15 protein-coding genes and 1 pseudogene are annotated in these 25,624 nt (G+C 71.6%); 6 read left to right on the forward strand and 10 right to left on the reverse strand.

Translation table 11 applies throughout. The annotated features are described in order from the left end of the window. The 3 genes from ACWEVN_RS29045 to ACWEVN_RS29055 form a co-directional block, all read left to right on the forward strand. Window positions 1-3,357: SDR family NAD(P)-dependent oxidoreductase (locus ACWEVN_RS29045; RefSeq protein WP_452053411.1), on the forward strand; the 3,357-nt coding region annotated here is incomplete at its 5' end. Between the two features lie 33 nt (window positions 3,358-3,390). Further along, window positions 3,391-11,886, forward strand: coding sequence for an SDR family NAD(P)-dependent oxidoreductase (locus tag ACWEVN_RS29050; RefSeq protein WP_452053412.1), 8,496 nt, complete (start codon window positions 3,391-3,393; stop codon window positions 11,884-11,886). A gap of 110 nt (window positions 11,887-11,996) precedes the next feature. Beyond that, window positions 11,997-13,568 (forward strand): carbohydrate-binding protein, encoded by a 1,572-nt coding sequence (locus ACWEVN_RS29055; protein ID WP_452053413.1) that lies wholly within the window; start codon window positions 11,997-11,999, stop codon window positions 13,566-13,568. 4 nt (window positions 13,569-13,572) lie between these two features. Here ACWEVN_RS29055 and ACWEVN_RS29060 read toward each other — a convergent pair whose 3' ends face one another. Beyond that, window positions 13,573-13,938, reverse strand: coding sequence for a winged helix-turn-helix transcriptional regulator (locus ACWEVN_RS29060; protein ID WP_452053414.1), 366 nt, complete (start codon window positions 13,936-13,938; stop codon window positions 13,573-13,575). A gap of 67 nt (window positions 13,939-14,005) precedes the next feature. On the opposite strand from ACWEVN_RS29060, the gene ACWEVN_RS29065 reads away from it, so the two are divergent. The 3 genes from ACWEVN_RS29065 to ACWEVN_RS29075 all read left to right on the forward strand — a co-directional run bounded on the left by ACWEVN_RS29065 (window position 14,006) and on the right by ACWEVN_RS29075 (window position 17,641). Further along, a complete protein-coding gene (locus tag ACWEVN_RS29065) occupies window positions 14,006-14,800 on the forward strand; it encodes an NmrA family NAD(P)-binding protein (RefSeq protein WP_452053415.1) in 795 nt (264 codons plus the stop codon). After that, a complete protein-coding gene (locus ACWEVN_RS29070) occupies window positions 14,797-15,558 on the forward strand; it encodes an alpha/beta fold hydrolase (protein ID WP_452053416.1) in 762 nt (253 codons plus the stop codon). Before ACWEVN_RS29065 ends, ACWEVN_RS29070 begins: the two co-directional genes overlap by 4 nt. 103 nt (window positions 15,559-15,661) lie before the next feature. Continuing rightward, a complete protein-coding gene (locus tag ACWEVN_RS29075; RefSeq protein WP_452053417.1) occupies window positions 15,662-17,641 on the forward strand; it encodes a hypothetical protein in 1,980 nt (659 codons plus the stop codon). Between the two features lie 166 nt (window positions 17,642-17,807). Here ACWEVN_RS29075 and ACWEVN_RS29080 read toward each other — a convergent pair whose 3' ends face one another. The 9 genes and pseudogenes from ACWEVN_RS29080 to ACWEVN_RS29120 form a co-directional block, all read right to left on the reverse strand. Continuing rightward, the gene (locus ACWEVN_RS29080) at window positions 17,808-18,182 is read right to left on the reverse strand and encodes a WhiB family transcriptional regulator (protein WP_452053418.1); all 375 of its coding nucleotides are present in this window, start codon (window positions 18,180-18,182) and stop codon (window positions 17,808-17,810) included. 132 nt (window positions 18,183-18,314) lie between these two features. Continuing rightward, entirely contained in the window at window positions 18,315-20,045 is a 1,731-nt protein-coding gene (locus tag ACWEVN_RS29085; protein WP_452053419.1) for a hypothetical protein, read from the reverse strand. A gap of 42 nt (window positions 20,046-20,087) precedes the next feature. After that, window positions 20,088-21,185 (reverse strand): 3-oxoacyl-[acyl-carrier-protein] synthase III C-terminal domain-containing protein, encoded by a 1,098-nt coding sequence (locus ACWEVN_RS29090; RefSeq protein ID WP_452053420.1) that lies wholly within the window; start codon window positions 21,183-21,185, stop codon window positions 20,088-20,090. A gap of 2 nt (window positions 21,186-21,187) precedes the next feature. After that, complete coding sequence (locus ACWEVN_RS29095; RefSeq protein ID WP_452053421.1) at window positions 21,188-21,376, reverse strand: hypothetical protein; 189 nt, start codon at window positions 21,374-21,376, stop codon at window positions 21,188-21,190. Between the two features lie 108 nt (window positions 21,377-21,484). Continuing rightward, window positions 21,485-21,958, reverse strand: coding sequence for a hypothetical protein (locus tag ACWEVN_RS29100; protein WP_452053422.1), 474 nt, complete (start codon window positions 21,956-21,958; stop codon window positions 21,485-21,487). 21 nt (window positions 21,959-21,979) lie between these two features. Beyond that, window positions 21,980-23,086 carry a hypothetical protein gene (locus ACWEVN_RS29105; RefSeq protein ID WP_452053423.1) on the reverse strand — a complete coding sequence of 369 codons (1,107 nt, stop codon included), beginning with the start codon at window positions 23,084-23,086 and terminating at the stop codon, window positions 21,980-21,982. A 147-nt stretch (window positions 23,087-23,233) separates the two neighbouring features. Next, the gene (locus tag ACWEVN_RS29110; protein WP_452053424.1) at window positions 23,234-23,986 is read right to left on the reverse strand and encodes a hypothetical protein; all 753 of its coding nucleotides are present in this window, start codon (window positions 23,984-23,986) and stop codon (window positions 23,234-23,236) included. A gap of 34 nt (window positions 23,987-24,020) precedes the next feature. Continuing rightward, the gene (locus ACWEVN_RS29115; protein ID WP_452053425.1) at window positions 24,021-24,893 is read right to left on the reverse strand and encodes a L,D-transpeptidase family protein; all 873 of its coding nucleotides are present in this window, start codon (window positions 24,891-24,893) and stop codon (window positions 24,021-24,023) included. 83 nt (window positions 24,894-24,976) lie between these two features. Beyond that, window positions 24,977-25,624 (reverse strand): annotated as a pseudogene (locus ACWEVN_RS29120) (hypothetical protein); the annotation flags it as partial.

Consider the following 25,624-nt stretch of genomic DNA (forward strand, 5'->3'; position numbering starts at 1 on the left):
TGGTCGGCGGGCGCGGTGGAGCTGCTCACCGAGCCGCGCGAGTGGGTGGCCGACCGGCCGCGCCGGGCGGGCGTGTCGGCGTTCGGCGTCAGCGGCACCAACGCCCACGTGGTCCTCGAAGCGGGCGAGCCCGAGCCGGCGTCCTCGGCGTCGCAGGAACTCACCGTCTGGCCGCTGTCGGCGAAGGACGAGCAAACCTTGCACGAGCAGGCCCGACGCCTCCGCGCCGCGGTCGCCGACGACGCTTCGGCGGGCGAGGTCGGTCGCACCCTGGCCACCGGCCGGGCGGCCCTGGAACACCGGGCCGTCGTCGTCGGCGACCGCGACCAGCTCCTGGCCGGGCTGGCGGACCTGGACAACGCCGTGCGCGGCACCGCCGTCCCCGGCGGCCGGCTGGCCGTGCTGTTCACCGGCCAGGGCGCCCAGCGCGCCGGGATGGGCCGCGAGCTCTACGACCGCTTCCCGGTGTTCGCCGACGCCTTCGACGCCGTGTGCGCCGAGTTCGACGCCCTGCTCGACGCACCCCTGCGCGAGATCGTCTTCGACGGTGGCGACCGCCTCGACCGGACCGGCTACACGCAGCCCGCGTTGTTCGCCGTCGAGGTCGCGCTGTACCGGCTCGTGACGGCGTGGGGCGTGCGCCCGGACTTCGTCGCGGGACACTCGATCGGCGAACTCGTCGCCGCCCACGTGGCCGGTGTCCTGACCCTCGAAGACGCCTGCACGCTGGTCGCCGCCCGGGCGTCGCTGATGCAGGCCCTGCCCGCCGGTGGGGCGATGGTCTCGATCGCCGCGCCCGAGGCCGACATCCCCCTCGACGAGCGCGTCGCCATCGCGGCGGTGAACGGTCCCGAGTCGGTCGTGATCTCCGGTGACGAGACCGCGGTCCTCGAAATCGCCGCCCGATTCCCGAAGACCAAGCGGCTGACCGTGAGCCACGCGTTCCACTCGCCGTTGCTGGATCCGATGCTCGACGAGTTCCGCGCGGTGGCGGAGACCCTCACGTACCACCCGGCGGAGATACCGGTGCTCTCGAATGTGAGCGGTGCTCTCGCCGAACCGTTCACCGCCGACTACTGGGTGCGGCACGTGCGCGAAACCGTCCGGTTCGCCGACGGCATCGCGACCCTCGAAGCCGCGGGCGCGACGGTGTTCCTCGAGCTGGGACCCGACGCGGTGCTGAGCGCCATGGTCGGCGGCACGGCGATCCCCGCGTTGCGACGCGACCGCTCTGAAACGAGAGCACTGCTCACAGCGGTGAGCAATGCTCACGTCCACGGGGTGGACGTCGACTGGGCCGCGTTCTTCCCGCCGGCGCGCCCGGTGGATCTCCCCACCTATCCCTTCCGGCGGCAGCGGTTCTGGCCGGAACCCGGGCCGGCCGCCGCGCCGGTGTCCGAAGTGGACGCCGAGTTCTGGAAGGCCGTCGAAGGCGAGGACCTGGAATCCCTGGGGACGCTGCTCGGCCTGGACGGCGACCAGCGCGCCGCCATCGCCTCCGCCCTTCCGGCGTTGTCCGGCTGGCGGCGGGAAACAGGCGCGGCCGCGGACTCGTGGCGCTACCGCGTCGTCTGGCGCAAGCTGCGTGCAGAAAGCGCGGCGGTCTCCGGCGACTGGCTGTTCGTCCTGCCGGAAACCCTCGACGACCCGAGCACGGTGACGGCGGTCGCGGGTGCCTTCGCGACGTCCGGGGCGCGGCCCCTGGTCGTCCGCGTCCCCGAGGACGCCGACCGCACCACGGTCGCCAAACTGGTCGAAGCCAAGCTCGCGGAAGAAGCCTCGACGCCGGTGGGCGCGCTGTCCCTGCTCGCGTTCGCGACCGGCGCGCCGGCGTCGGCGGTGGCGGCCGGGCTCCCGCAGACCCTCGCCCTCGTCCAAGGGCTCGGCGACGCCGGCGTCACCGCGCCGCTGTGGTGCGCCACCCGCGGCGCGGTCGCGACGGCGGACAGCGAGCCCGTCGCGGACCCGGCCCAGGCCCAGTTCTGGGGCTTCGGCCGGACGGTCGCGGTGGAACACCCCAACCGCTGGGGCGGCCTGGTCGATCTGCCGGAAACCCTGACCACCGAGGACGGCGAGCGGCTGTGCGCGGTCCTCGCCGCCGGTGGCGAAGACGAAGTCGCCGTCAGAACCGGAAGAGTCTTCGCCCGCCGCCTCGTCCGCGACACCGGCGCGAATCCACAGTGGACACCGAGCGGCACGGTCCTCGTCACCGGCGGCACCGGGGCCCTCGGCGGGCACGTCACCCGGTGGCTCCTGGACCACGGCGCCGAGCACGTCGTCCTGGCCGGGCGCCGCGGCGGCGAGGCGCCGGACGACCGCGTGACGGTGGTCGCCTGCGACGTCGCCGACCGGGACGCGGTCGCCGCCCTCCTGGCCGAGCACCCGGTGACGGCGGTGGTGCACGCGGCGGGCGTCCTCGACGACGGCGTCGTCGACGCCCTGACCGGCGACCGGTTCGCCGAGGTCCTGCGGGCCAAGGTGACCGGCGCCCGGATCCTCGACGAGCTGACCGGCGACCTCGACGCTTTCGTCCTGTTCTCGTCGCTCGCCGGCACGGTCGGCGCCGCGGGGCAGGCCAACTACGCGGCCGCCAACGCCGAACTGGACGCGCTCGCCCAGCGTCGCCGGGCGACCGGCCGCGCGGGCGTGTCGATCGCCTGGGGCCCGTGGGCAGGCGAGGGCATGGCCGCCGAAAACGCGGACCGGATGCGGCGCGCCGGGGTCACCCCGCTGCCCGCGGGCGGTGCCGCGGCGGTGCTCGGCCGGATCGCGCGGTCGCAGGTCGTCGCCGACGTCGACTGGGACACCTATCCCGCGACCCGGCCGTTCTTCGCCGAACTGGCCCCGGCGGCTCCGGTCGTGGCCGCGCGGCCCGAAAACCTCGGCGACCGCCTGGCCGGGATGCCGGCGGCCGACGCCGGTGACCTGGTCCTCGAGATCGTCCGCGAGCACGTCGCCGCGGTGCTCGGCCACGGCCGGGCCGGCGACGTCGCCCCGGACCGGGCGTTCAGCGAAACCGGCTTCACGTCCCTGACCGCGGTCGAACTGCGGAACCGCCTGGACCGCCTCACCGGGCTGAACCTGCCCGCGACGCTCGTCTTCGACCACCCGTCGCCGTCCGCGCTGGCCCGGCACCTGACCGCCGAACTGCGGGAGGACGAGCCCGGCGTCGACGGCCTGCTCGACGAACTGAGCCGCGTCGGGGCCGCCCTCGGCGAGGCCGACCGGGCGCGCGTCGCGGAACGGCTGCGGCTGCTCACCGCGGGCTGGGCGGGCGAATCGGCCGCCCCGAGCCTCGAATCCGCCAGCGACGAGGAGATGTTCGACCTCCTCGGCAAAGAGTTCGGCATCTCCTGACCCGGCGCCCGCGACCTACGGAGTGAGAAGACCATGGACAACGAGGAGAAGCTCCGCTACTTCCTCAAGCGGGTCACGGCCGATCTGCAGGACACCCGCCGCCGGCTCGAGGAGGCGCAGGCCACCGAGCCGGTCGCGATCGTCGGCCTCGGCTGCCGGTTCCCGGGCGGCGTCCGCACCCCGGCGCAGCTGTGGGACCTGGTCGAAGGCGGCCGCGACGCGATCTCCGGCTTCCCCGAGGACCGCGGCTGGGACCTCGGCTCGCTCTACGACCCGGACCCGGAGGCGCCCGGGACGTCGTACGTGCGCGAAGGCGGCTTCCTCGACGGCGTCGCGGACTTCGACGCCGGCTTCTTCGGCATCTCCCCGCGCGAAGCCCTGGCCATGGACCCCCAGCAGCGGCTGCTGCTGGAGACGTCCTGGGAGGCCCTGGAACACGCGGGCATCCGGCCGCCGTCGCTGAAAGGCAGCCGGACGGGTGTCTTCGTCGGCTCCAACGGCCAGGACTACGGCACCCTCATGCTCGGCTCGGCCGAGGCCCTCGAAGGCCACCTCGCGACGAGCAGTGCCGCGAGTGTCCTTTCCGGACGCGTCGCCTACGCGTTCGGGCTGGAGGGGCCGACGCTCACCGTCGACACGGCGTGCTCGTCTTCGCTGGTCGCGCTGCACCTGGCCGTGCAGGCGCTGCGGCAGGGGGAGTGCGACCTCGCGCTCGCCGGCGGCGTCACCGTGCTGCCGACGCCGGGGTCGTTCATCGCGTTCAGCCGGCTGCGCGGCCTGGCCCCGGACGGCCGCTGCAAGGCGTTCGCCGAATCCGCCGACGGCACCTCGTGGGGCGAGGGCAGCGGCGTGGTCGTCGTGGAACGGCTGTCGGACGCGCGCCGTCACGGCCACCCGGTCCTGGCCGTCGTGCGGGGGTCGGCGGTGAACTCCGATGGCGCGTCGAACGGCTTGACCGCGCCCAACGGTCCTTCGCAGCAACGGGTGATCCGGGCGGCACTGGCTGACGCCGGTCTGTCCACTTCGGACGTCGACGTGGTCGAAGCGCACGGCACCGGGACAACGCTGGGCGACCCGATCGAAGCCCAGGCGCTGCTCGCGACGTACGGCCAGGACCGGGAAACGCCGTTGTGGCTGGGCTCGGTGAAGTCGAACATCGGCCACACCCAGGCGGCGGCCGGTGTGGCCGGGGTGATCAAGATGGTCATGGCGATGCGCCACGGCGTCCTGCCGCCGACCCTGCACGTCGGCGAGCCGTCGTCGCGGGTGAACTGGTCGGCGGGGTCGGTCGAGCTGCTCACCGAGCGCCGCGCCTGGCCGTCGGACCGGCCGCGCCGGGCCGCCGTCTCCGCGTTCGGCATGAGCGGCACCAACGTGCACACCATCCTGGAACAGGCCGAGGACCTTCCGGCCGCCGGACCCGACGAGCCCGGCCGGATCGTGCCCTGGGCGCTGTCGGCCCGGTCCCCGGAAGCCCTGCGCGCGCAGGCCGCCGCGCTCGCCGACGTCAAGGCGCCGATCGGCGACGTCGGGCTGTCCCTGGCGACGACGCGGTCCGCGTTCGACCACCGCGCGGTGGTCGTCGGCGACCGCGACGGCTTGTCCGCCGGGCTCGCGGCGCTGGCCGGCGACGTCCCGGCTCCCGCCGTCGTCAAGGGGACGGCCGCGGCGGGCAAGGTCGCGATGGTGTTCCCCGGCCAAGGCTCCCAGTGGGCCGGGATGGCTGTCGACCTCCTCGCCGAGGCCCCGGTGTTCGCCGCGCGGATGGCCGAATGCGCGGACGCGCTGAGGTCCTTTGCGGACTGGAACTTGACCGACGTCATCCGGGACGCCGTGTTGCTGGAGCGCGTCGACGTCGTGCAGCCCGCGTTGTTCGCGGTGATGGTTTCGCTCGCCGAACTCTGGCGCTCGTACGGGGTCGAGCCCGCCGCCGTCGTCGGGCACTCGCAAGGCGAGATCGCCGCCGCCGTCGTCTCGGGCGCACTGTCCCTTGAGGATGGTGCTCGCGTGGTTGCGTTGCGCAGCCAGGCGATTCTGGCCCTGGCCGGCGAGGGCGGCATGGTGTCGATCGCCGAATCCGCCGACGCCGTGGCCGCCCGGATCGCGCCCTGGGGCGAGCGGTTGTCGATCGCCGCCATCAACGGCCCGTCCGCGGTGGTCGTCTCCGGGACACCGGACGCACTCGACGAGCTGATCGTGTCCTGCACCGACGTCCGCGCGAAGCGGGTTCCCGTCGACTACGCGTCCCATTCCCCGCAGGTGGAACGGATCCGCGAGCGACTCCTCGACGTCCTGGCCCCGGTCCGGCCGCGACCCGCCACGACCGGGTTCTTCTCCACGGTCACCGGGGCGTGGCTCGACGGCACCGAGCTGGACGCCGGATACTGGTACACCAACCTCCGCCGTCCGGTCCGGCTCGACGCCGCCGTGGCCGCGCTGACGGACCAGGGCTTCCGCACCTTCGTCGAAGCGTCGCCGCATCCGGTGCTGACCATGGCGATCGGCGGCGACGAGGTGACCGCGCTCGGCTCGCTGCGCCGCGACGAAGGCGGCCTCGCCCGGTTCCACACCTCGCTGGCCGAGGCCTGGGTGCACGGCGTCGACGTCCGCTGGGACGACGCGTTCCCCGGCGCCCGCCGCACCGAACTGCCGACCTACGCCTTCCAGCACGAACGCTACTGGCCGCGGCTGGTCCCCGGCGGCGACGCGAGCGGCCTCGGCCTGGCCCCGGCCGGGCACCCGCTGCTCGGCGCGGTCGTGTCCCTCGCCGGCTCGGGCGGCACGGTCCTCACCGGCAAGCTCGCGCTGTCGAGCCTGCCGTGGCTGGCCGACCACCGCGTGGGCGGGGAAGTCCTGCTCCCGGGCACGGCGTTCGTCGAGCTCGCCCTGCGCGCCGGCGACCAGGCCGGCCGCCGCACCCTCGACGAGCTGACCCTGGAGACGCCGCTGGTCCTGCCCGCGCAGGGCGGCGTGCACGTCCAGGTCACGGTGGGGGAGGACGGCGACCTCGCGATCCACTCCCGCCCGGACGAGTTCACCCCGTGGACCCGGCACGCGACCGGCCTCCTGACCGACGCCGCTCTCAGTGCCGAGCCACTCGACGCCTGGCCGCCCGCCGGAGCCTCGCCGGCCGACCTCGCCGGCTTCTACCCGGTGATGGCCGCCACCGGCGTCGACTACGGCCCCGCCTTCCGCGGCCTGCGCGCGGTGTGGACCCGCGGCTCCGACGTCTTCGCCGAGGTCGAGCTGCCCGAAGCGCTGCGGGCCGAGGCGGGCCGGTTCGGGCTGCACCCGGCGCTGCTCGACGCGGCCCTGCACGCGGCCGGGTTCGGCGCCCTGGCCGCAGCGGACGGGCCGCGGTTGCCGTTCGCGTGGAGCGGCGTTTCCCTGACCGCGACCGGCGCGACCGTCCTGCGGGTGGCGCTGACTTCGGTGGCCGGCGACGCCGTCGCGCTGACTCTGGCCGACGAAAGCGGCGCGCCGGTCGGTGTGGTCCGTTCGCTGGCCCTGCGGACGCCGGCCCGGACCGGCACCACCCCGGACGCGCTCTTCGAGGTCACCTGGCCCGAGCTCCCCACCACCGAGCTGACCGGCGAGTTCACCGTGTTCCGGGTCCCGGACGGCCCGGTGCGGGACGTGACCGCGACGGTCCTCGAACGGCTCCAGGAGTGGCTCGACGCCGAAGGACTCCTGGTCCTGCACACCACGGGCGCCGTCTCGGTCGGCGGCGAAGACGTCACCGGCCTCGCCGCCGCGGCCGTGACCGGTCTGGTGCGCTCGGCCCAGGCCGAGAACCCCGGCCGGTTCGTGCTCGTCGAGGCCGACGACGTCCCGGCCGAACTGCCGGCCGGCGAGCCCCAGCTGGCCCTGCGCGCGGGGACGTGGCACGTGCCCCGGCTGGCTCGAGCGTCCACTTCGGACGGAACGCCGGACTGGGGTGACGGCGCGGTGCTGATCACCGGCGCGTCCGGCCTGCTCGGCGGCCTCGTCGCCCGGCACCTGGTCACCCACCACGGCGTCCGGCGGCTCCTGCTGCTGTCCCGCCGCGAACCCACACGGCTCGCCGGCGAACTCACCGCGCTCGGGGCCACCGCCACGGCCGTCGCCTGCGACGTCGCCGACCGCGCGCACCTGGCGGCGGTCCTGGCCGAGCACCCCGTGTCGGCGGTCGTGCACGCGGCCGGGGTGCTGGACGACGGCGTCGTCGAATCCCTCACCCCGGAGCGCCTCGAAGCGGTCCTGCGGCCCAAGGCCGAGGCGGCACACAACCTCCACGAACTCACCTCGGACCTCTCCGCGTTCGTCCTGTTCTCCTCCTTCGCCGCCACCATGGGCGGCGCGGGCCAGGCCAACTACGCCGCCGCGAACGCCTTCCTCGACGCGCTCGCCCAGCACCGTCGCGCCCACGGCCTGCCCGCCGTCTCGCTGGCCTGGGGACTCTGGGCCGAAGCCAGTTCGATGACCGGCCACCTCGCCGACGGCGACCGCCACCGGATTGCCGGCGCGGGCATGACCCCCCTGGACACCGACCTCGGCCTGGCGTTGTTCGACCGGGCCGTCGCCGCGGACCGGGCCGTGCTCGCGCCGGTCCGGCTCGAACTCGCGGCGCTGCGCCGTCAGGAGGGGACACCCGCCCTGCTCCACGGCCTGCTGCCCCCGGCCCGGCGGCAGGTCACGGCGGCGGCCGCGAAGTCGTCGTTTGCCGAGCGGCTGGCCGGGCTCGGCGCGGACGACCGCGTCCGGCAGGTCCTCGACCTCGTCCGCGGGCTCGTCGCGGGCGTGCTCGGGTACGCCTCCGGCAGCGCGGTCGATCCGGCGCGCGCGTTCAAGGAACTCGGCTTCGACTCGCTGACCGCCCTGGAACTGCGCAACCGCCTGGCCGCCGAGACCGGGCTGCGGCTGCCGGCGACGCTCGCCTTCGACCACCCGACCCCGCAGGCGCTCACCCGGTACGTCGTCGAGCGGGTGTCCGGCGAGGCCGCGCCGGTGGTGGTGCGGGAGCGCCGGGTGGACGGCGACCGAATCGTCGTCGTCGGCATCGGCTGCCGCTACCCCGGCGGGGTCCGGAGCCCGGACGACCTGTGGGACCTCGTCGCCGCGGGCCGCGACGCGGTCGGCGGCCTCCCGGACGACCGCGGCTGGGACGCTGACGCGCTCTACGACCCCGACCCGGACCACCCCGGCACCAGCTACGCCAAGGAAGGCGCGTTCCTCTACGACGCCGCCGACTTCGACGCGGGTTTCTTCGGCATCTCGCCCCGCGAGGCGCTCGCCATGGATCCGCAGCAACGGCTGCTGCTGGAGACGTCCTGGGAGGCCCTGGAGCGCGCGGGCATCGACCCGGAGTCGTTGCGCGGCAGCCGGACCGGGGTGTTCACCGGCGTGATGTACTCCGACTACGCGTCCCGGCCGCTCGCCGTGCCCGAGGGCGTCGAGGGCTTCCTCGGCACCGGCAGTTCGGCGAGCGTGGTGTCCGGCCGCATCGCGTACGCCTTCGGCCTGGAAGGCCCGGCGATCACTGTGGACACGGCGTGTTCGTCGTCGCTGGTGGCGCTGCACCTGGCGTGCCAGGCGCTGCGGCAGGGCGAGTGCGACCTCGCGCTGGCGGGCGGCGTGACGGTGCTCTCGACGCCGGGCGTGTTCATCGACTTCAGCCGGCAGCGCGGGCTCGCCGCCGACGGCCGGTGCAAGTCGTTCGCCGACGCGGCCGACGGCACCGGCTGGGGCGAGGGCGCCGGAATCCTGGCGGTGGAACGGCTTTCCGACGCGCGGCGGCTCGGGCACCCGGTGCTCGCGGTGGTCCGCGGCACGGCGGTGAACTCCGACGGCGCGTCGAACGGCCTGACCGCGCCGAACGGCCCGTCGCAACAGCGGGTGATCCGCGCGGCGCTGGCCGGGGCCGGCCTGAAACCGTCCGAAGTGGACGTCGTCGAGGGCCACGGCACCGGCACGACGCTGGGCGACCCGATCGAGGCGCAGGCGATCCTGGCGACCTACGGCCAGGACCGGTCGACGCCGCTGTGGCTCGGCTCGCTGAAGTCGAACATCGGGCACACGCAGGCGGCGGCCGGGGTGGCGGGCGTGATCAAGATGATCATGGCGATGCGGCACGGCGTGCTGCCGCCGACGCTGCACGTCGATGCCCCTTCGTCCCATGTGGACTGGGCGGCCGGTGCGGTGGAACTGCTGACCGAGGCGCGCTCCTGGGTTTCCGACCGGCCGCGGCGGGCGGGGGTGTCGTCGTTCGGCGTCAGCGGGACGAACGCGCACGCGATCCTCGAACAAGCGCCTGCCAGGCCGCCGGTGGTGCCCGAGCGCGGCGAAACCGGTGTCCTGCCGTGGGTGGTGTCCGGTCGTGGGGAAGCTGCCCTGCGAGCGCAGGCCGCTCGGCTGCTGGACGTCGCCGGGCATCCGGCCGACGTCGGGCTGTCGTTGTCGTCGCGCGGCCGGTTCTCCCACCGGGCCGTGGTCCACGGCAGCAGCGCCGACGAGCTTTCGAGCGGGCTGGCCGCGCTGGTGGGTGGCCGGTCGGCGCCGAACGTCGTCGTGGGCCGCGAACGGCCCGGCCGGCTGGCGGTGCTGTTCACCGGCCAGGGTGCGCAGCGGGCCGGAATGGGACGTTCGCTGTACGAGCGGTTCCCGGTGTACGCGTCGGCGTTCGACGAGGTCTGCGCGCACTTCCCGAACCTGCCCTTCGACGATGCCGAGCTGCTGAACCGCACGGAGTTCACCCAGCCCGCGCTGTTCGCGGTCGAGGTCGCCCTGTACCGGCTGGTCGAGTCGTTCGGCGTCCGCCCGGATTTCCTGGCCGGGCACTCGATCGGCGAGATCGCCGCGGCGCACGTGGCCGGCGTGCTGTCGCTGTCCGACGCCTGCACGCTGGTCGCCGCCCGGGCGTCGCTGATGCAGGCCCTGCCCGCCGGTGGGGCGATGGTGTCGATCGCCGCCCCGGAGTCCGAGATCGAGGTGGCCGAGGGCGTTTCCATCGCGGCCGTGAACGGCCCGGCGTCGGTGGTCATCTCGGGCGAGGAAGCCGCGGTGCTGGAAATCGCGGCTCGGTTCCCGAAGACCAAGCGGCTCGCGGTGAGCCACGCGTTCCACTCCCCGCTGATGGACCCGATGCTGGCGGAGTTCCGCGCGGTCGCGGAGTCCTTGACGTACCACCCGGCGGAAATACCGGTGCTCTCGAATGTGAGCGGTGCTCTCGCTTCGCCGTTCACCGCCGACTACTGGGTGCGGCACGTGCGTGAGACCGTTCGGTTCGCCGACGCCGTTCGCGCCCTCCAAGCCGAAGGCGTGACGACGTTCCTGGAGCTGGGGCCCGACGGCGTGCTCAGCCCGATGGTCAAGGACATCCTCGGCGAAGATTGCGTCGCTGTTCCGGCGTTGCGACGCGACCGCTCTGAAGAGAGAGCACTGCTCTCGTCGTTGAGCACTGCTCACGTCCACGGGGTCGACGTCGACTGGACGCCGTTCTTTCCCGGCGCTGCCCGGGTTGACCTGCCCACCTACGCCTTCCAGCGGCGGCGCTACTGGCTGGACTTGGTGCTGCCGGAGACGGTGGCCCCCGAAGCGAGCGACGCGCCGGAAGCCGAGCCGATCACCGGACGTCTCGCGGAGGTCCCGGCCGCCGACCGCCCGGCGTGGCTCCTGGCGTGGGTTCGGGCGGAGGTCGCGGCGACGCTCGGGCACCCGTCCGTCGAGGCGGTCGAACCGGAGTCCGCGTTCGCCGAACTGGGGTTCACCTCGCTCGGCGTCGTCGAGCTGCGCAACCGGATCAGCGCGGCGACCGGCCTCGAACTGCCCGCCGCGCTGGTCTGGGACTACCCGACGGTCGGGGAGCTGGCCGCGCACCTGCTGGCCAACGTCTCGCTGCCGGCGGCCGAGCCGGGCGGCTCGCTGGGGACGTTGCTCCGGACAGCGCGGGATACCGGCCGCGCGGCCGAGTTCCGGACGTTCCTCGGCGCGGCCGCGCAGTTCCTGCCCGGGTCGCCGTGGACACCCCGGCTCCGGCGGGCGACGACGGGCGCGTCCCGGCCGCTGCTGTTCGCGTTCGGCACGCTCACCGGCTCGACCTGCTGGAGCGAGGACGTCACCGCGCGCTTCGACGGCGTCCGGGAGACGTGGCTGCTGCCCGCACCGGGCTTCGACGGCGAGACGCCCGCGCCCGCCGACCTCGACACGCTGGTCACGACGGCCGCCGAAGCCATCCGCGCCCAGGCGGACGGCGAACCGTTCGTCGTGCTCGGGTCCGGTTCGGGGGCGCTGCTCGCCGCCGTCGTGGCCGACGCCGCCGGCGCGACCGGTGTCGTGCTCGCCGACCCGGCGGACGTCGAATTCGACGAAGTGCCCGAGACGGCGACGGATGCCGAACTGACGGCCGTCGGTGCCTACCTGCGGCTGTTCGGGACCGCCGTCGCCGAGCCGCGGGTCCCGGTCCTCGCCCTCAAAACGGGGGAGGACGTGGCGGACGCGGCCCGGCAGATCCACACCTGGCTGGTGGAGGAGCTGCCCGCCGCGTGCCGATGACCGGGATGATCCGGCGTCATATCTGATGTTTCGTGCACCAGACCTTGACTCCCTGATTGGAAGGAACTTTTACTAACCGGAGGTCCTCCACCTCACCTCCGGGAGCACGCATGTCTTCACTCCGGCGCATCGCGAGCGCGGCCGCCGCGTTCGCGATCGCGGCCAGCGGCCTCGTCCTGGGCTCGCCCACGGCGTCGGCCCTGGAAAACGGCCTGCTGCGCACGCCGCCGATGGGCTTCAACAACTGGAATTCGACGCAGTGCCGCGCCGAGTTCAACGAGACGATGATCAAGGGCATCGCGGACATCTTCGTCAGCAAAGGCCTGAAGGACGCCGGCTACACCTACGTCAACATCGACGACTGCTGGGCGCTGCCGTCGCGCAACTCGGCCGGGAACCTGGTGCCCGATCCGGCGCGGTTCCCCGGCGGCATCAAGGCGCTCGCCGACTACGTGCACGCCAAGGGCCTGAAGTTCGGCATCTACACCAGCGCCGGCACGAAGACCTGCAACACCGCGGGCTTCCCGGGCGCGCTGGGCCACGAACAGCAGGACGCGAACCTGTTCGCCTCCTGGGGCGTCGACTACCTGAAGTACGACAACTGCAACAACCAGGGTGCCGACGCGCAGCAGCGCTACAAGGCGATGCGGGACGCGCTCGCGAAGTCCGGCCGCCCGATCGCGTACTCGATCTGCGAGTGGGGGCAGAACAAGCCGTGGACCTGGGCGGCGCCGGTCGGGAACCTGTGGCGCACCACCGGCGACATCTCCGACAAGTGGTCGAGCATGATCGGCAAGGCGCAGACCAACCGCGGCCTCGCCCAGTACGCCGGCCCCGGCCACTGGAACGACCCCGACATGCTCGAGGTCGGCAACGGCGGGATGACCGCGACGGAGTACCGCACGCACTTCAGCCTGTGGGCGATGATGGCGGCGCCGCTGCTGATCGGCAGCGACCTGCGCAAGGTGTCGGACGACAACTTCTCGATCCTGAAGAACACCGAGGTCATCGCGCTCGACCAGGACCCGCTGGGCAAGCAGGCGACCGTGCTGAGCGCGAACGCCGGCCTCGTCGTCTACAGCAAGGTCCTCTCGAACGGCGACCGCGCGGTGGCGCTGTCCAACGAAACGGGCGCGACGGCGACGATCAGCACGACGGCGTCCGCGACCGGGATCGGCAGCGCGTCCTCGTACACGCTCAAGGACTTGTGGAGCAAGGCGGTGCGGAGCACTTCGGGGGCGATCAGCGCTTCGGTGCCTTCGCACGCGACGGTGCTGTACCGGGTGTCGCGCGCCAGCGGTTCCTCGACGCGCTACGAAGCCGAGTCCGCCACGCTGTCGACCGGCGGCACGGTGGATTCGAACCACGCGGGCTTCTCCGGGACCGGCTTCGCGAACGGCGCCAATGCGGTCGGCAGCTACATCGAATGGCAGGTCACGGGCCCGGCCTCGACGCTGACGTTCGGCTACGCGAACGGCACGGCGGCGGCGCGCCCGGTGGACATCTCGGTCGACGGCACGGTGGTGGCCGCGGGCGTGCCGTTCCCGGCGACGGGTGCGTGGACGACGTGGAGCACGGTGGGGAAGGCGTTGTCGCTGCCGGCGGGCGCGCACACGGTCCGCCTGACCGCGACGACCGCCGACGGCCCGGCCAACCTCGACTACCTGGACGTCTCGCCCTAGCCGCCTACCTGGCGGAGTGGCGTTCGTCGTAGGACCGGCGGGCCGCTTCGACCTTGCCGAGGTTGCCCGACCACTCGGAGAGCGACGCGAACAGCGGGCCGAGGCTGCGGCCGAGCTCGCTGATCTCGTACTCGACGCGTGGCGGGACCTCGGCGTGGTAGGTGCGGACGACGAGGCCGTCGCGCTCCAGCTGCCGCAGCCGCTGGGTGAGCACTTTCGGGGTGATCGTGGCGATGCGGCGTTCGAGCTCGACGAACCGCTGGCGCCCGTACTCGTTGAGCGCCCACAGGATCGGCGTCGTCCAGCGGCTGAAGACGATGTCGACGACCGGGGCGATCGGGCAGGCCTGCTCGGGTGTGGTCTCGGTCACTTCTGGCGCCTCCGGCCAATACTTTCCTCTAGGTACCTACTATCACTCCGAATGTACCGTCGATCCCATGATCATGGTTGTGGGAGCGACGGGAAATGTCGGAGCGCCGCTGGTGCGGATGCTGGCGGAGGCGGGCGAAGAGGTGACGGCGGTGTCCCGCCGGATCACGTCGGCGCCGCCGGGAGTGGTGGTGCGGCAAGGGGAGCTGGCTTCGGTGTCGTTCGCCGGGGTGTCGGCGGTGTTCGTGATGGTGCCGGGTGCGTTCGTGCCGTTGGACGACGTCCTGGCCCGCGCGAAGGCGGCGGGCGTCCGGCGAGTGGTGGCGCTGTCGTCCCAGGGCGTGGCGACCGGCCGCCACCCGGCGGTGCTGGAGGACTCCGTGCGCCGCTCGGGTCTGGAGTGGACGCTGCTCCGGCCGGGAGCGTTCGCGTCGAACGCGTTGCAGTGGGCGGAAAGCGTCCGCTCCTCGCGGGAGCTGGCGGCCCCGTTCGCGGACGTGGCCCTGCCGGTGGTCGACCCGTCGGACATCGCCGCGGTAGCGGCGGAGGCATTGCGTTCGGAGGGCCACGCGGGCCAGGCGTACATACTGACGGGCCCGGCGGCGATCACCCCGCGCGAACAGGCGGCGGCGCTGGCGGACGCGGTGGGCGAGCCGGTGCGGTTCGTTTCGCAGACGCGCGAGGAGGCGCGTTCCCTCATGCTGGGCTTCATGCCACCGGAGGTCGCGGACTCCACTTTGGACATCCTCGGCTCGCCGACGCCCGCGGAGCAGGAGGTGAGCCCGGACGTCGAGCGGGTGCTGGGCCGCCCGGCGAGTCCGTTCGCCGACTGGGCGTCGCGCTTCGCGGGGGCGTTCAAGTGACGGAGCTGGCTTACCGTTCGTCGGGCACCGGTGCTCCGGTGGTGCTCCTGCACGGCAACCCGACGTCGTCGCACTTGTGGCGCAACGTCATGCCGTCCCTGCCGGGCCGTCTGCTGGCACCGGACCTGATCGGCATGGGTTCGTCCCCGCGGCCGGACATCGCGTACACCTTCGACGACCACGCCCGCTATCTGGACGCGTGGTTCGACGCCCTGTCGCTGGACGACGTGGTCCTGATCGGCCACGACTGGGGTGGCGCGCTGGCGGCGGACTGGGCGTCCCGGCATCCCTCGCGAGTCCGGGCACTGGCGTTCACGGAAGCGGTGCTGAAGCCGATGACCTGGGAGGAGTTCCCGCCCGCGGGCGCCGAGTTGTTCCGCGCGCTCAAGACGCCGGGCGTGGGCGAGTCGCTCGTCGAGGACTTCCTGCCGCCGGAGTACGCGTTCCAGGACCGCCGCCCGGTTTTGCAGTGGACCCGCTCGATGCCGTTGGGTGGCTCGCCGGCCGCGGTGGTTGCGCGGATCGAGGCGTTCGGCCGGTGGCTGCGGACTTCTCCGTCGATTCCCAAGCTGCTGGTGACGTTCGAGCCGGGTTACGACACGATGCTGACGCCGCCGATGGTGGAGTGGTGCGCGTCGACGTTCGCGGCTTTGGAAGTGGTGCGGCGTCCGGAGAAGGCGGGACACCACACGCCCGAGGATCAGCCGGCGGCCTTGGCGGAGACGTTGTCGGCCTGGCTGGCGGGCCTCCTGTCGTAACCCGACGTCGGGGACGAGCGACTGAATCGGCATGGTGCGTCGGCGGTGGTGGGGCTTCGCGATCGGCTTGGTGGCGGCCGGGCTGGGGTGGTGGGTGTTCCAGGTGACCTTGCTGGAGCCCGCCGAACGCGGCAACGCCAGTGGTTACGGCCAGTTCGTCCTCGCCGCGCTCGGCACGCTGATCGCGTTGTGGCAGCTCCTCGGCAGCCGCCGGAAGATCAGCGGCGCGGACGTCGACCGGCTCGTCGACAACCTCGCGGCGGCCATGCGGTCGCAGTGGGAGGCTGCCGCCGCGGAACGGGGTCTGCTCCAGCCGGTGCCGTTGCCGATCCGCTGGCGCCGCTGTCCGGAGCCGGTCGCCGGCCCCGTGTCGGCGGCGACCAGGCCACGCGCGTTCGACCCGCTGCCGGGCATCGACCACGTCACGGCCGCCCAGCTTCGGGAAGGCACGCACCGGACGGTGCACCGGATTTACGGCGGCCTCGCCTCGGGTCGCCTGATCCTGGTCGGCGGTCCGGGGGCGGGCAAGAGCTCGGCCGCGGTGCTGCTGCTCCTGGACGCGCTGCACTACCGTCGTGCGCAGACATCGCCTGATCAACGCGCCCGGATCCCGGTCCCGGTGATGTTCACGCTCCACGGCTGGGACCCGGACCGCACGTCGTTCCCGGACTGGGTGGCGACAAAGCTGGCGGAGTCGGCGGCGTTGCCCGGTCGCCGCGGCCGCCGCCAGGTGGCGAACCTCCTCCGCGACGGCCGCATCGCGGTGTTCCTCGACGGTCTCGACGAGATCCCGGCGACGATCCGCCCGGCGGTGCTGCGAGAGCTCGGCCGGCAGACGAGCGTCCGGCTGGTCCTGCTGTCCCGGACTCAAGAACTTCTCGACACGGTCCAGCACGGTGTCCTGGCCGGGGCGGTCGCCCTCGAGCTGAAGCCACCGACGCCGGCCGACGCGGCGACGTACCTGCTGCAGGGGATCACCGAACCGGCACCGCGGCCATGGGTGAAGCTGGTCGGGGCGCTCAATGGGAGCCCGGAGAGCCCGGTGGCCCGGGCGTTGGCGAGTCCGTTGACGATCTCGCTGATCCGGGACATTTACCCGCCTCGCCCGGTCGAGGGTTCTCCGGTGGGCGCGATCGATGAGCTGCTCGATGTGGAGCGGTTCCCGGACGCGCGGACGGTGACCGAGTACCTGCTCGACCAGGCCATCGAGGCTGCGTATTCCCCGCATCGGCGCTCTCGCTATTCTCCCGCTGTCGCCTTGCGCACGCTCACACTGGTTGCCGAACGACTGAGGGACGAGAACACGCGTGAGCTCGAGCGGTGGAGAATCCCCGGCTGGTTGCCCGTGCGTGTTCGTGTGACGCTCAGTGCCTCTTTGGGTGCGGTCTGCTCTGGTGTCGTTCTGACAATCGTCTTCCTGGGGAGGCTGAGGTCTTTCGAGAGTGAATGGCTGCTCATCCTGGGGATCTCTCTCGCGCCCGGACTTCTGGGTGGCGTTGCGTCCGGCCTGGTCGGCGGCGTTCGCCCGGTCGTCATCGACAAAATTTTCACCCGCCAGTTGCTGAAGTCGGAAGCGCTCGTCACCGCGGCGGTGGCAGGAGTGTTCTTCGCCGTGCTTTCCGGCGTATTTTCGGGGCTGCTCCCCGGAATTGCCTCGGGAGTAGTCGGTTCGTTGTTGAGTTTATTTGTTTCTGCGTACTATCTGTCGGATGGATCGACCGGGCTGAGTTCGGTTGATCTGTGGCGAAACGATGTCCTGCTGAAAACCGTCGGTTTTGTCGTGTGGCTTCCGCTTTTGGGTGCTGCCGATCAGCTCGATCGGCTGGCGTGGAACACGGGCAGTGAGATTTTCTGGTCGCTCATGACGTGGACGGGCATGGGCTTGCTGGCGGGCCTGATGTTCTCCCAGGCCTGGATGACCATGGTCGCCCAGACCTACCTGGCGATCCGCTACCGGACCCCGCTGCGCCTCGGCCGCTTCCTCGAGGACGCCCGCGAGCGTCACCTGCTCCGCTCCATCGGCCCGGCGTACCAGTTCCGCCACGCGACGCTGCAGGACCGCCTGGCCCCGAATCCGGCCTGACCGGCGTCTCCGCCGGTCACGCCGTCGATCCATCTGGTCGGGATGACAGGATTTGAACCTGCGACCCTCCGCTCCCAAAGCGGGAACGGCGTAGCGCAGTGCTACACCAGTATAACCCCTGGTCGGGTCTGAGCGGAAATTGGCAAATAGGAGGGTCGCAGAACGATCATGATCGACCGTTTGCTGCGCAGGGTGTTCGTCCTCGTTGCCGCCGGCTTCGCTCGTACGCTGTGTGGGCTGCGCGGCACCGGCTGCACCTGCACCCATGCTTGGCGTAGCGGGAGTTGGTGCCATGCGTCGGCAGAATTCGGACAGCTTCCTCGCCCGCAACTTGCTCTCGCTCGTCCGGAGTGAGGCCGCCCCAGATTCCCCAGGGGTCGCGTTCGGTAAGGGCTTCAGCGAGGCATGGTGCCCGAACCGTGCAGGAATCGCAGATCCGACGGCAGACCGCGGCCTCCTCGGATGCCGTTGAGTGCCAGTTCAGTGTCGGGTATAGGCGGCATCGTGCGAGTTGGTGCCAGCGTTTCGGATCTGCGTGCATCTCGGTTACCTGTCACTTCCTGAGCCTCGGCGGCGTGCTCGGGAACTGAGGAGGGCAAGCCGTTGAAAGTGAGCGCGCTTAGCGGAGTCTGCAAGTTGTTTTCGCGTCGTTTCGTCGAGTTCTTCATGGGGGTCAACTTGGCGCTCGAATCGGTCCAGGGCTGCCTTTCGTGCTGGCGCGGTTCGGTCTGCTCGATTTGCTGTCCTTGCCCATGACTCGTGTGCTGCAATTCGCGCACGTAACGATCGCTGCGATGGTGTGAGAGGCTCGTTCTGTGATCGTTTGCTTGCCATTTTCACTCCTGTAGACAGAAAGATTGCCGAGGGGAGGACAAGCTTGGTTTGAAGAAATCGCCTTTGGAGCGTTGACAGTTGGCGATAAGCGGCGAGGAGTTTGTCGATCGGTTCTCCGGGTTGTGGCTGAAGTCGCGGACTGCCCGTTGTAGCTGCTTTGGCTGGTTGCTTTGGTATGACGCTGAGGTGCTCTGCTGAGATGTAGCTGCTGTTGAATGCGGTCGTGGCGATGTTGTCGTCGAAGCCTGTGAAGGTCGGCCTCGCCGAAACTGGGGGTGTACAGAGTGGGGGAATCTGTGCGCAAATTGGGTTCGGAAGCAACGTTTCCTGCTACCGCGAAGGCGTCGCAGTCCGCTCCGCCTCCCACGTAGTGGTGTACCCGCTTGAGGATGCCCTGGGCGAGCGCAACATCTCGTGCTCGTCGGACTGTCTTGGGATCAAGACGCGCCTGCTCGGCCCACTTGCGCACGGAGATTGAGCCCCGGGTCGTGACGAGGGCGTGCGCAAGAGCGTCGAGAGCAGCGCGCAGGCTATTCACGCGTACACCGGAGATCGTGCCTGTGCGCGCACTGACGCTGAACCGCCGGATTAGGCATCTGTCAACTGCCTTCTGGAGACAAGTCTGGATCTGCTGCAGCCGGCCGAGTACTCGTTCGCGGTCGTGTCTTGCGGCCGGGAGTGGTCCGAGGCGGCGCCGTCGTGGTCGGTCCAGTGCTGCTTCTCGGAGAGCGGGTAGCCAGCGGCTGCGGCGCCATTCGTCCCGCCCGAGGTGGGCGGCCTGCGTAGGGGATGCCTGGTGGAAGAGGTCCCACGCTTGCTGCTCGGTGAGGCCGCTTTCGGCGGCGGCGATTGTGGTGGCGGGGGCCCAAAACCAGCGTCGCCAGGCTTGCTGCCCGATTTCGCGGGCCTTGGTGCCGGCGAGGTTGGCGAATGTCCAGGCGTGGCCCGTGGTAAGGCCGGCGCGGGCGAGCGCGAGGGCGTGGCCGTACTCGCCTTCGGACCTGCTGACGCCTGACGTGCCACGCCGGCGCGTGCGTTGCGTCGCCCGTGAGGCTGCGGAAGTTTCGCGTTCCGGCACGTCATTCATGGTTAACGTGCAGCTCAGGATCGGGCCGGGCAGGTTGTGTCGGTGTGGTGAGGAGGTGAGCCGGAGGGTTGATCGGACGGTGGCGGAGACGTTCTGCCGGGTGGCCGCTGCGTCGACGACGCGCTGCAGTTCCTGGTATAGGCACGGCGGAGTCTTGATGACGAGGTGGGTGTGTCCTGGGCGGCCGGAGGCGCGGCGGAGGCAGGGCAGGCCGTAGTGGTCGGCCCAAAGGAGCAGCTGTTCGGCTACGACTTCGCCTGCGTCGATACCAGCGCCGGTGTCTTCGGGGTCGATGTCGATGGCAAGGAGGTGCTGGCGGAGTGTGCCGACGATGGCTCGTGCCGAGTCATCGGTGTTGAGGATGCTGGTGGCGTCCTCGAGATGGTGTGTGATCGTGTGCGCGTGGTTGTCGGCGTCGATGACGATGAATGGCGCGCGGAAGAGTGCCTGGTCGAGACGCGACGGTCGGTAGATGTCCGGCATGGGAGTCCTCGGGAGCTCGGCGTTGCGGGAGCCAGGTGCTGATCAACGCTGCGCGTCGGCTGGCGCGCGCCAGGGCCAGCGCAGCGGCGGGGCGAGGCCACTCAGGTCGGGCGGCGCCATGTCGATGCGGAGGATGGCGGCGGTCCAGGTCATGCCGATGCCGATGCCGAGTAAGGCGACGTGGTCGCCGGGGACGACAGCGCCGCAAGCGAGCAAATGGGTGAGACCGACGATCTGGTCGTTGGGTCCGATGTGGCCCCATTGGTCGCCGGCGTGGCAGAGGGTGCGATCGGCAGTGATGCCGAGCGGTTGCAGGCATTGCGTGTCGAGTAGGTACCGGCCGTAGTGCGGCAGCAAGATCCAGCGCAGCTGGTCGAGGCGCAGCTCGGAGTCATGAAGTGCTTCGTCCATGACGGCGCGGACGCCGTCATGGTTGCGGCGGACGACGGAGCTCACGCCGACGGCGTTGGTGTACTGGCGCTTTCGCTCGCGGATCCTTTCGATGCCGAGTTCGGTGGTGCCTGCGGGGAGGAAGCGGTGGTTGCCGCGGTGGAGTTGTTCGAGGGTGGGGTCGGTGTAGGAGCTGGTGGCGAGGATGGTGGCGTAGCCGGTTTGGCGGCCGAGGATGAGGGCGGAGCCGCCGTCGCCGTAGGCGATGCCGTGGTCGGCGGTGAGGTGGTCGAAGGCGGGTGGGCCGAAGGTTTCGCCGCCGGTGAGCAGGACGGTGTCGAGGTCGGGGCTGCCGGCGAGGACGCGGGCGGAGATGTCGATACCGCCGACGAGGCTGTTGCTCATGGCGTTGAGTTCGGTGGCGATGCCGTGGCCGGCGGGCAGGCCGAGGCGGGAGCGGACGTAGGCGGCGCGTGACCAGAAGTCGATGCCGCGGCTGCCGCGCCAGATCGCAGCGTGGAAGTGCAGGTCGGGCACCGGGAGTGGACCGGTGGTGGTCATGGCCATGCTGGCGAGGGCGTTGCGTCCGGCGCGGACAGCCAGATCCATGCCGGTGCTGTCGCGCGCGATCGACACGGCGCGCTGGCTGGTGGCGCCGCACAAGGTCTGGGCTGACTCGAGGTCGTCGACGGCGACGATCTCGCCGAGTGCAGCGCCGATGCCGCGCAGGTGAAGGTTCTTCCAGCGCATCGTCAGCACCGCCCTACGTGGCTCGGGCGTGCGGGAATGTCGGCGAAAATGGCCTCGACCGAGTTGTAGTAGGCCCACAGCTGACGGGTCGTGATGCCGGCGCAGGCGGCGATTTCGTCGAGCGTGAGCGGTCCGCCGGGCGCCGGGTGGTCGAGTAGGTCGCGGGCGGTGTCGGTGATCCAGGTTCGCATGATGTCTTCCTGATCGAGCCGGTTGGTGTGGCACGCCAGGTGACGGGGAGGCGCCGAAGGGGTCTGGTCGGCGGGTGGCGTGGTGCTGGACGGCGGGTGAGGACGGGGTCAGGTGCGGCGGGCGCGGCCGCTGCGCCGGGTGAGCAGGGCTTTGTGGTGGGTGCGGCGCAGGTTGGGGATCTGGTCGCGGACGGCGTGGTCGAGTTCGGGCATGCGGTGGACGTCGGTGTCGAAGCCGGGGTCGGTGCGGAAGACCAGGGCGAGGACGGAGGCGTTGTTGCTGAGGTTGACGACCGCGTAGGGCAGGGTCGCGGGGATGTAGATCATGTCTCCGGCACGGGGGTGGAAGGGCTGCATGGCGTTGCCGGAGAGGATGGCGACGTGGCCGCTGATGATCGCGATCGCGGTCTCGGTGGTGTCGTGGCGTTGCGGCGCGAGTGTGGTGGCGCCGGGCAAGTGCATCCGGCCACCCGACAGCGCGCGGGTGGGCACGATCCCGGTACGCAGGATCGGCGTGAGCGTCCCGTCTTCGTCGGCGAGCTGGCCGGCTGCGGCCGGTATCGGCGTGGTCGTGGAGTCCATCTCGGCGGTCCTCTCCGTGGTTCAGCGGGCCGGGGTGTCGGTGGTGTGGCGGGCGAGTTCGCAAGCCAGCGCGGCGTTGGCGACGGCGTCCGGGACCAGGCGGCGGCCGTGGCCGCAGGCGGCGGCGACCGCGAACACGGGCCGGTCCAGCTCGGTCTCCACCAGTCCGAGCGCGGTGCGGGAGTCTTTGGGGTGGGTTTCGTCGACGAGGCCGGCGATGACGGCGATGTCGCGGCGCAGGTGCCGAAGCGCCCGGTAGAACCGCGGGTCCGTCGACGGGGCCTGGGTTCCGGTGCACATCGGGATGTGCACCGCGGGCATCGGGATCCGCAGCCGCCGCAGCTGCTTATGGAGGGTGTTGAGGAACTGCACCGCGGGCACGAGGTCGGTGAGGGCGAACAGGGGCTGGTGGCCGAGGTCGCCGTGGCAGAGGTGGATCCGCCACGTCGCGTCGCGGGGGCCGTCACTGAGGACGCGGGCGACCTGCTTGGCCAGGGCCCGCACCGCCGCCGGCCAGAGCGGCCGCGGGGTGCGATCCAGTGTCGCGAGGACCGCGGGGGTTTCGAGCTGGAAGACGACCTGGTTGCCGTGCTGGCGGTGGATGGTGTGGACGTCGTCGAGCACGGCCTGGCGGAACACCGGCAGATGGGTGACCGCGGCGGTCGGGGTGCCGAAGGTGAACAGCGCTAGGTCGTAGGGGTTCGGGATCGACACCTGGTGCGGCGGGAAATCGCGGTCGTCGTGCAGCTGGGCGCGGGCGGCCATGACGGCGTCGGTGTGGGCGGCGCGGCCGAGGGACAGGTCCTCGGATTCGAGCCAGTGGCCGTGCTTGAGACGGTAGGTCGGCATGTCGTCGTAGTCGGCGGAGGCGCCGGTGCGGACGGGTTCGAGGGCGTCGACGGTTGCGAGGCCGTCGAGCCAGTCGATGATCCATCGCGGGTCCGGATCACACGGCAATCCGGTCAGCGATGTGTCGGTGCTGTGGTCGAGGAACCACTGCATCGTGGCGCGGTGGTCGCCGGTCAAGACGGCGGGCAGCGAGCCGACAAAGTGCACGGCCCGGACGTCCTCGTCGGACGCGGTGTCGGGGTAGTCGGTGCTGGCGTGGCTGAAGACGAGCGTGGACATGGAGATCTCCCCTGGTCGGTGAGTCGATGAGGTGCTGTGTGGGCGTGGGGAGGGGCGCCCGGCGGGGATGTGTGAGCGGACGGGGGTGCGCGGGCCCGCGCTGGAGGGGTTGAGGTGGGGGCGCGGGCCCGCGCGGTCGGGCGGTGATCAGCCGGTGACGGGCACGTGGCCGGGCTTGGGCTGTGGCTTGGGTGCGGTCCGGTCACCTGGGTTGTCGCCTTGCTGGTGCCGCTGGCCCGGCGCGCCCGGGCGCGACGTCCCCGGTGCCCCGGGCTTGTGCGTCGGGGCCGGGCGCGTGCCGGCGGGCGGGTTGCCGGTCGGCGGCGGAGGCGTCCCGGCGCCGCAACTGACGGTTGCCACCGTGACGGTGATTGCCGTGCCGACGGTTGGCTTGGCCGAGGTGGGGCCGCCGGTTTCGCTGGTGCGGGTGGGGGCGGTGCCGGTGGTGACGGTGATGACCCCGGCGGTGCCATGGCCGCCGCCGGTGACCTTGAGGTTGCCGTTGCCGCCCTTGGGGGCGCTGGTGGTGATGGCGCCGTTGCGGCAGGTCGCGGTGAACGGCCCGACCGTGGTCCCGCCGACCCGCACCGACGCGACGCGGGCTTCGGCGAAGCCGGCACCGGCCTGCAGGCTGATGCCGCTGGCCACGACCGCGCCGCTCGGCGTGGACACCGAGCCGCCGGCGGTCTTGATCGCGCCGCTGCTGGACACACTGGGACTGGCCGAGAGGTGCTCGCCGCCGGAGACGGAGATCCCGGTCGCGGTCGACGTCGCCGCGGCGGCTGCGAGGGCGGGCGGTGCCGCGGTCGCGGGGGTGCAGCTGGACGCGAGGGTGGTGAGGGTGCCGATGAGGAGCGCGCCGGCTCCGGCCGCGGCGAGGGCGGTACGGGTGGTGTTCATGGCTGATGTCTCCAGAAGTGGTGGTGTGGTTGGGTTAGCGGATGAGGACCGGGGTGCCGATGGGCACCGGATCTGCCGGATTCGTGAACGTGGCGAGGGCGTCGGCGGGGACGCGGATGCATCCGTCGCTGGACGGGCGGCCGAACACGTCGGTGGTCGGCCAGCCGTGGATGCCCGTGGTCCCTGGGCCGCCGCCGTAGGTGGTGAACGTCGTCGAGTGGATCCCGAGCGGGAAGATCACCGGGCTGAACTTCTGTTTCGCGTCGGTCATCGAGGCGAGGACGAACGTCCGTCCGGTCGGGGTGGGCGTGGCCGCGGTGCCGACGCCGACGCTCCAGGTGCCGATCTGCTGGTGGTCGCGGTAGAGGGTGAGCCGGAACGCGGCCCGGTCGATGACGATCTGGTCGGTGGTCGATCGGCTGTCGAGCGTGTTGGCCTGGGTGGATAGCCAGCCGGTGGAGCCGTTGGGCCGCGACGGCAGGAGAACCTGTACCCAGCCTGGTTCCTCTTCGATCACCGGAACCCAGGTGTCGGACCCGAGCTGGGTGGTCGGCAGGACCGCGATGGCTGCCCCGCCGGGCTGGTCGTACACCGGCACCGGCTCGGTCGGGTGCACGAGCTGCCCGTCCGGTATCTCCTCGGTCATCGCGTCCTGCGGGGCGCCCGGAATGGTGCTGAAGGTGCTCGCCTCAGGCAGCCCGGTTAGATTCGGGACCGCCCTGGCGGCCACGACCGGGACGTGCAGCTCGACTCCCAGCTCGACCGGCTCGGCGCCGCCGCGAGCGGCGTCGGGTGCTGTCGTTGACGGTGCCAGCAGCACGCCCGCGGTGCCGACCAGCGCGATTCCGGCCAGCCAGAGCGCGAGTACCCGCCACCGGTTCGGTGCCGGCTGTGGCGTCTGCGACATGGAACTGTCCTTCCTCGAGGTCGATGGAGGCCGCGGCAAACCCGCCCGCACTGGAGCGGGCTTGCCGCGAGAAGAGGTTGTGGTTAATGGGAAAGCGCGGAGATGAAGCCGGCGGCGGGGGTGCCGAGGCCGGTGACGTTGTCCCAGCCGGGGCCGCTTTGCAGGTTCTGCGGGCGGGCGTCGAAGTCGATGAGGTAGCTGCCCTGTCCGCCGGGGACGGCGACGCCGCTGAAGGCGTGCATCATCGGCGTCCACACTCCCGCCTTCTGCGGCGTGACGTCGGCGATCGCAGCGGATCCCTTCAAGCTGTAGAGGACCGGGGTGAGCAGCCCGGCGCGGGCATTGCCGGAGCGGGCCTGCTGGGCGTCGGCGACGAGCCCGGCGATCAGCGGCGAGGCGAGCGAGGTGCCGCCGTAGGAGCCGATCCCGAACTGGCCCTTGATGGTCTGACCGACCAGCATCCCGGTGTAGGAGTCGGCCAAAGCGGCGATGTCCGGTACCGCCCGCTTCCCACCCGAGCTGGAGACGACACCGGCCTGCCAGTCCGGCGCGTCGTAGAGCGTGGAGCTGCCACCGCCGGCGCCGGAGGCGAACGGCCCGTCCGCATCCTTCTGCGGAGCCCAGCTGCTGCCGGATTGGGTGTTGCCGCTGTTCTCCCACCCGGTCAGCACCTTGGCCTGGTTGTTCTGGTCCAGGCCGACGCTGGTGCCGCCGACGGCCACGACCCAGGG

The organism is Amycolatopsis sp. NPDC003861 (genome assembly GCF_053605405.1).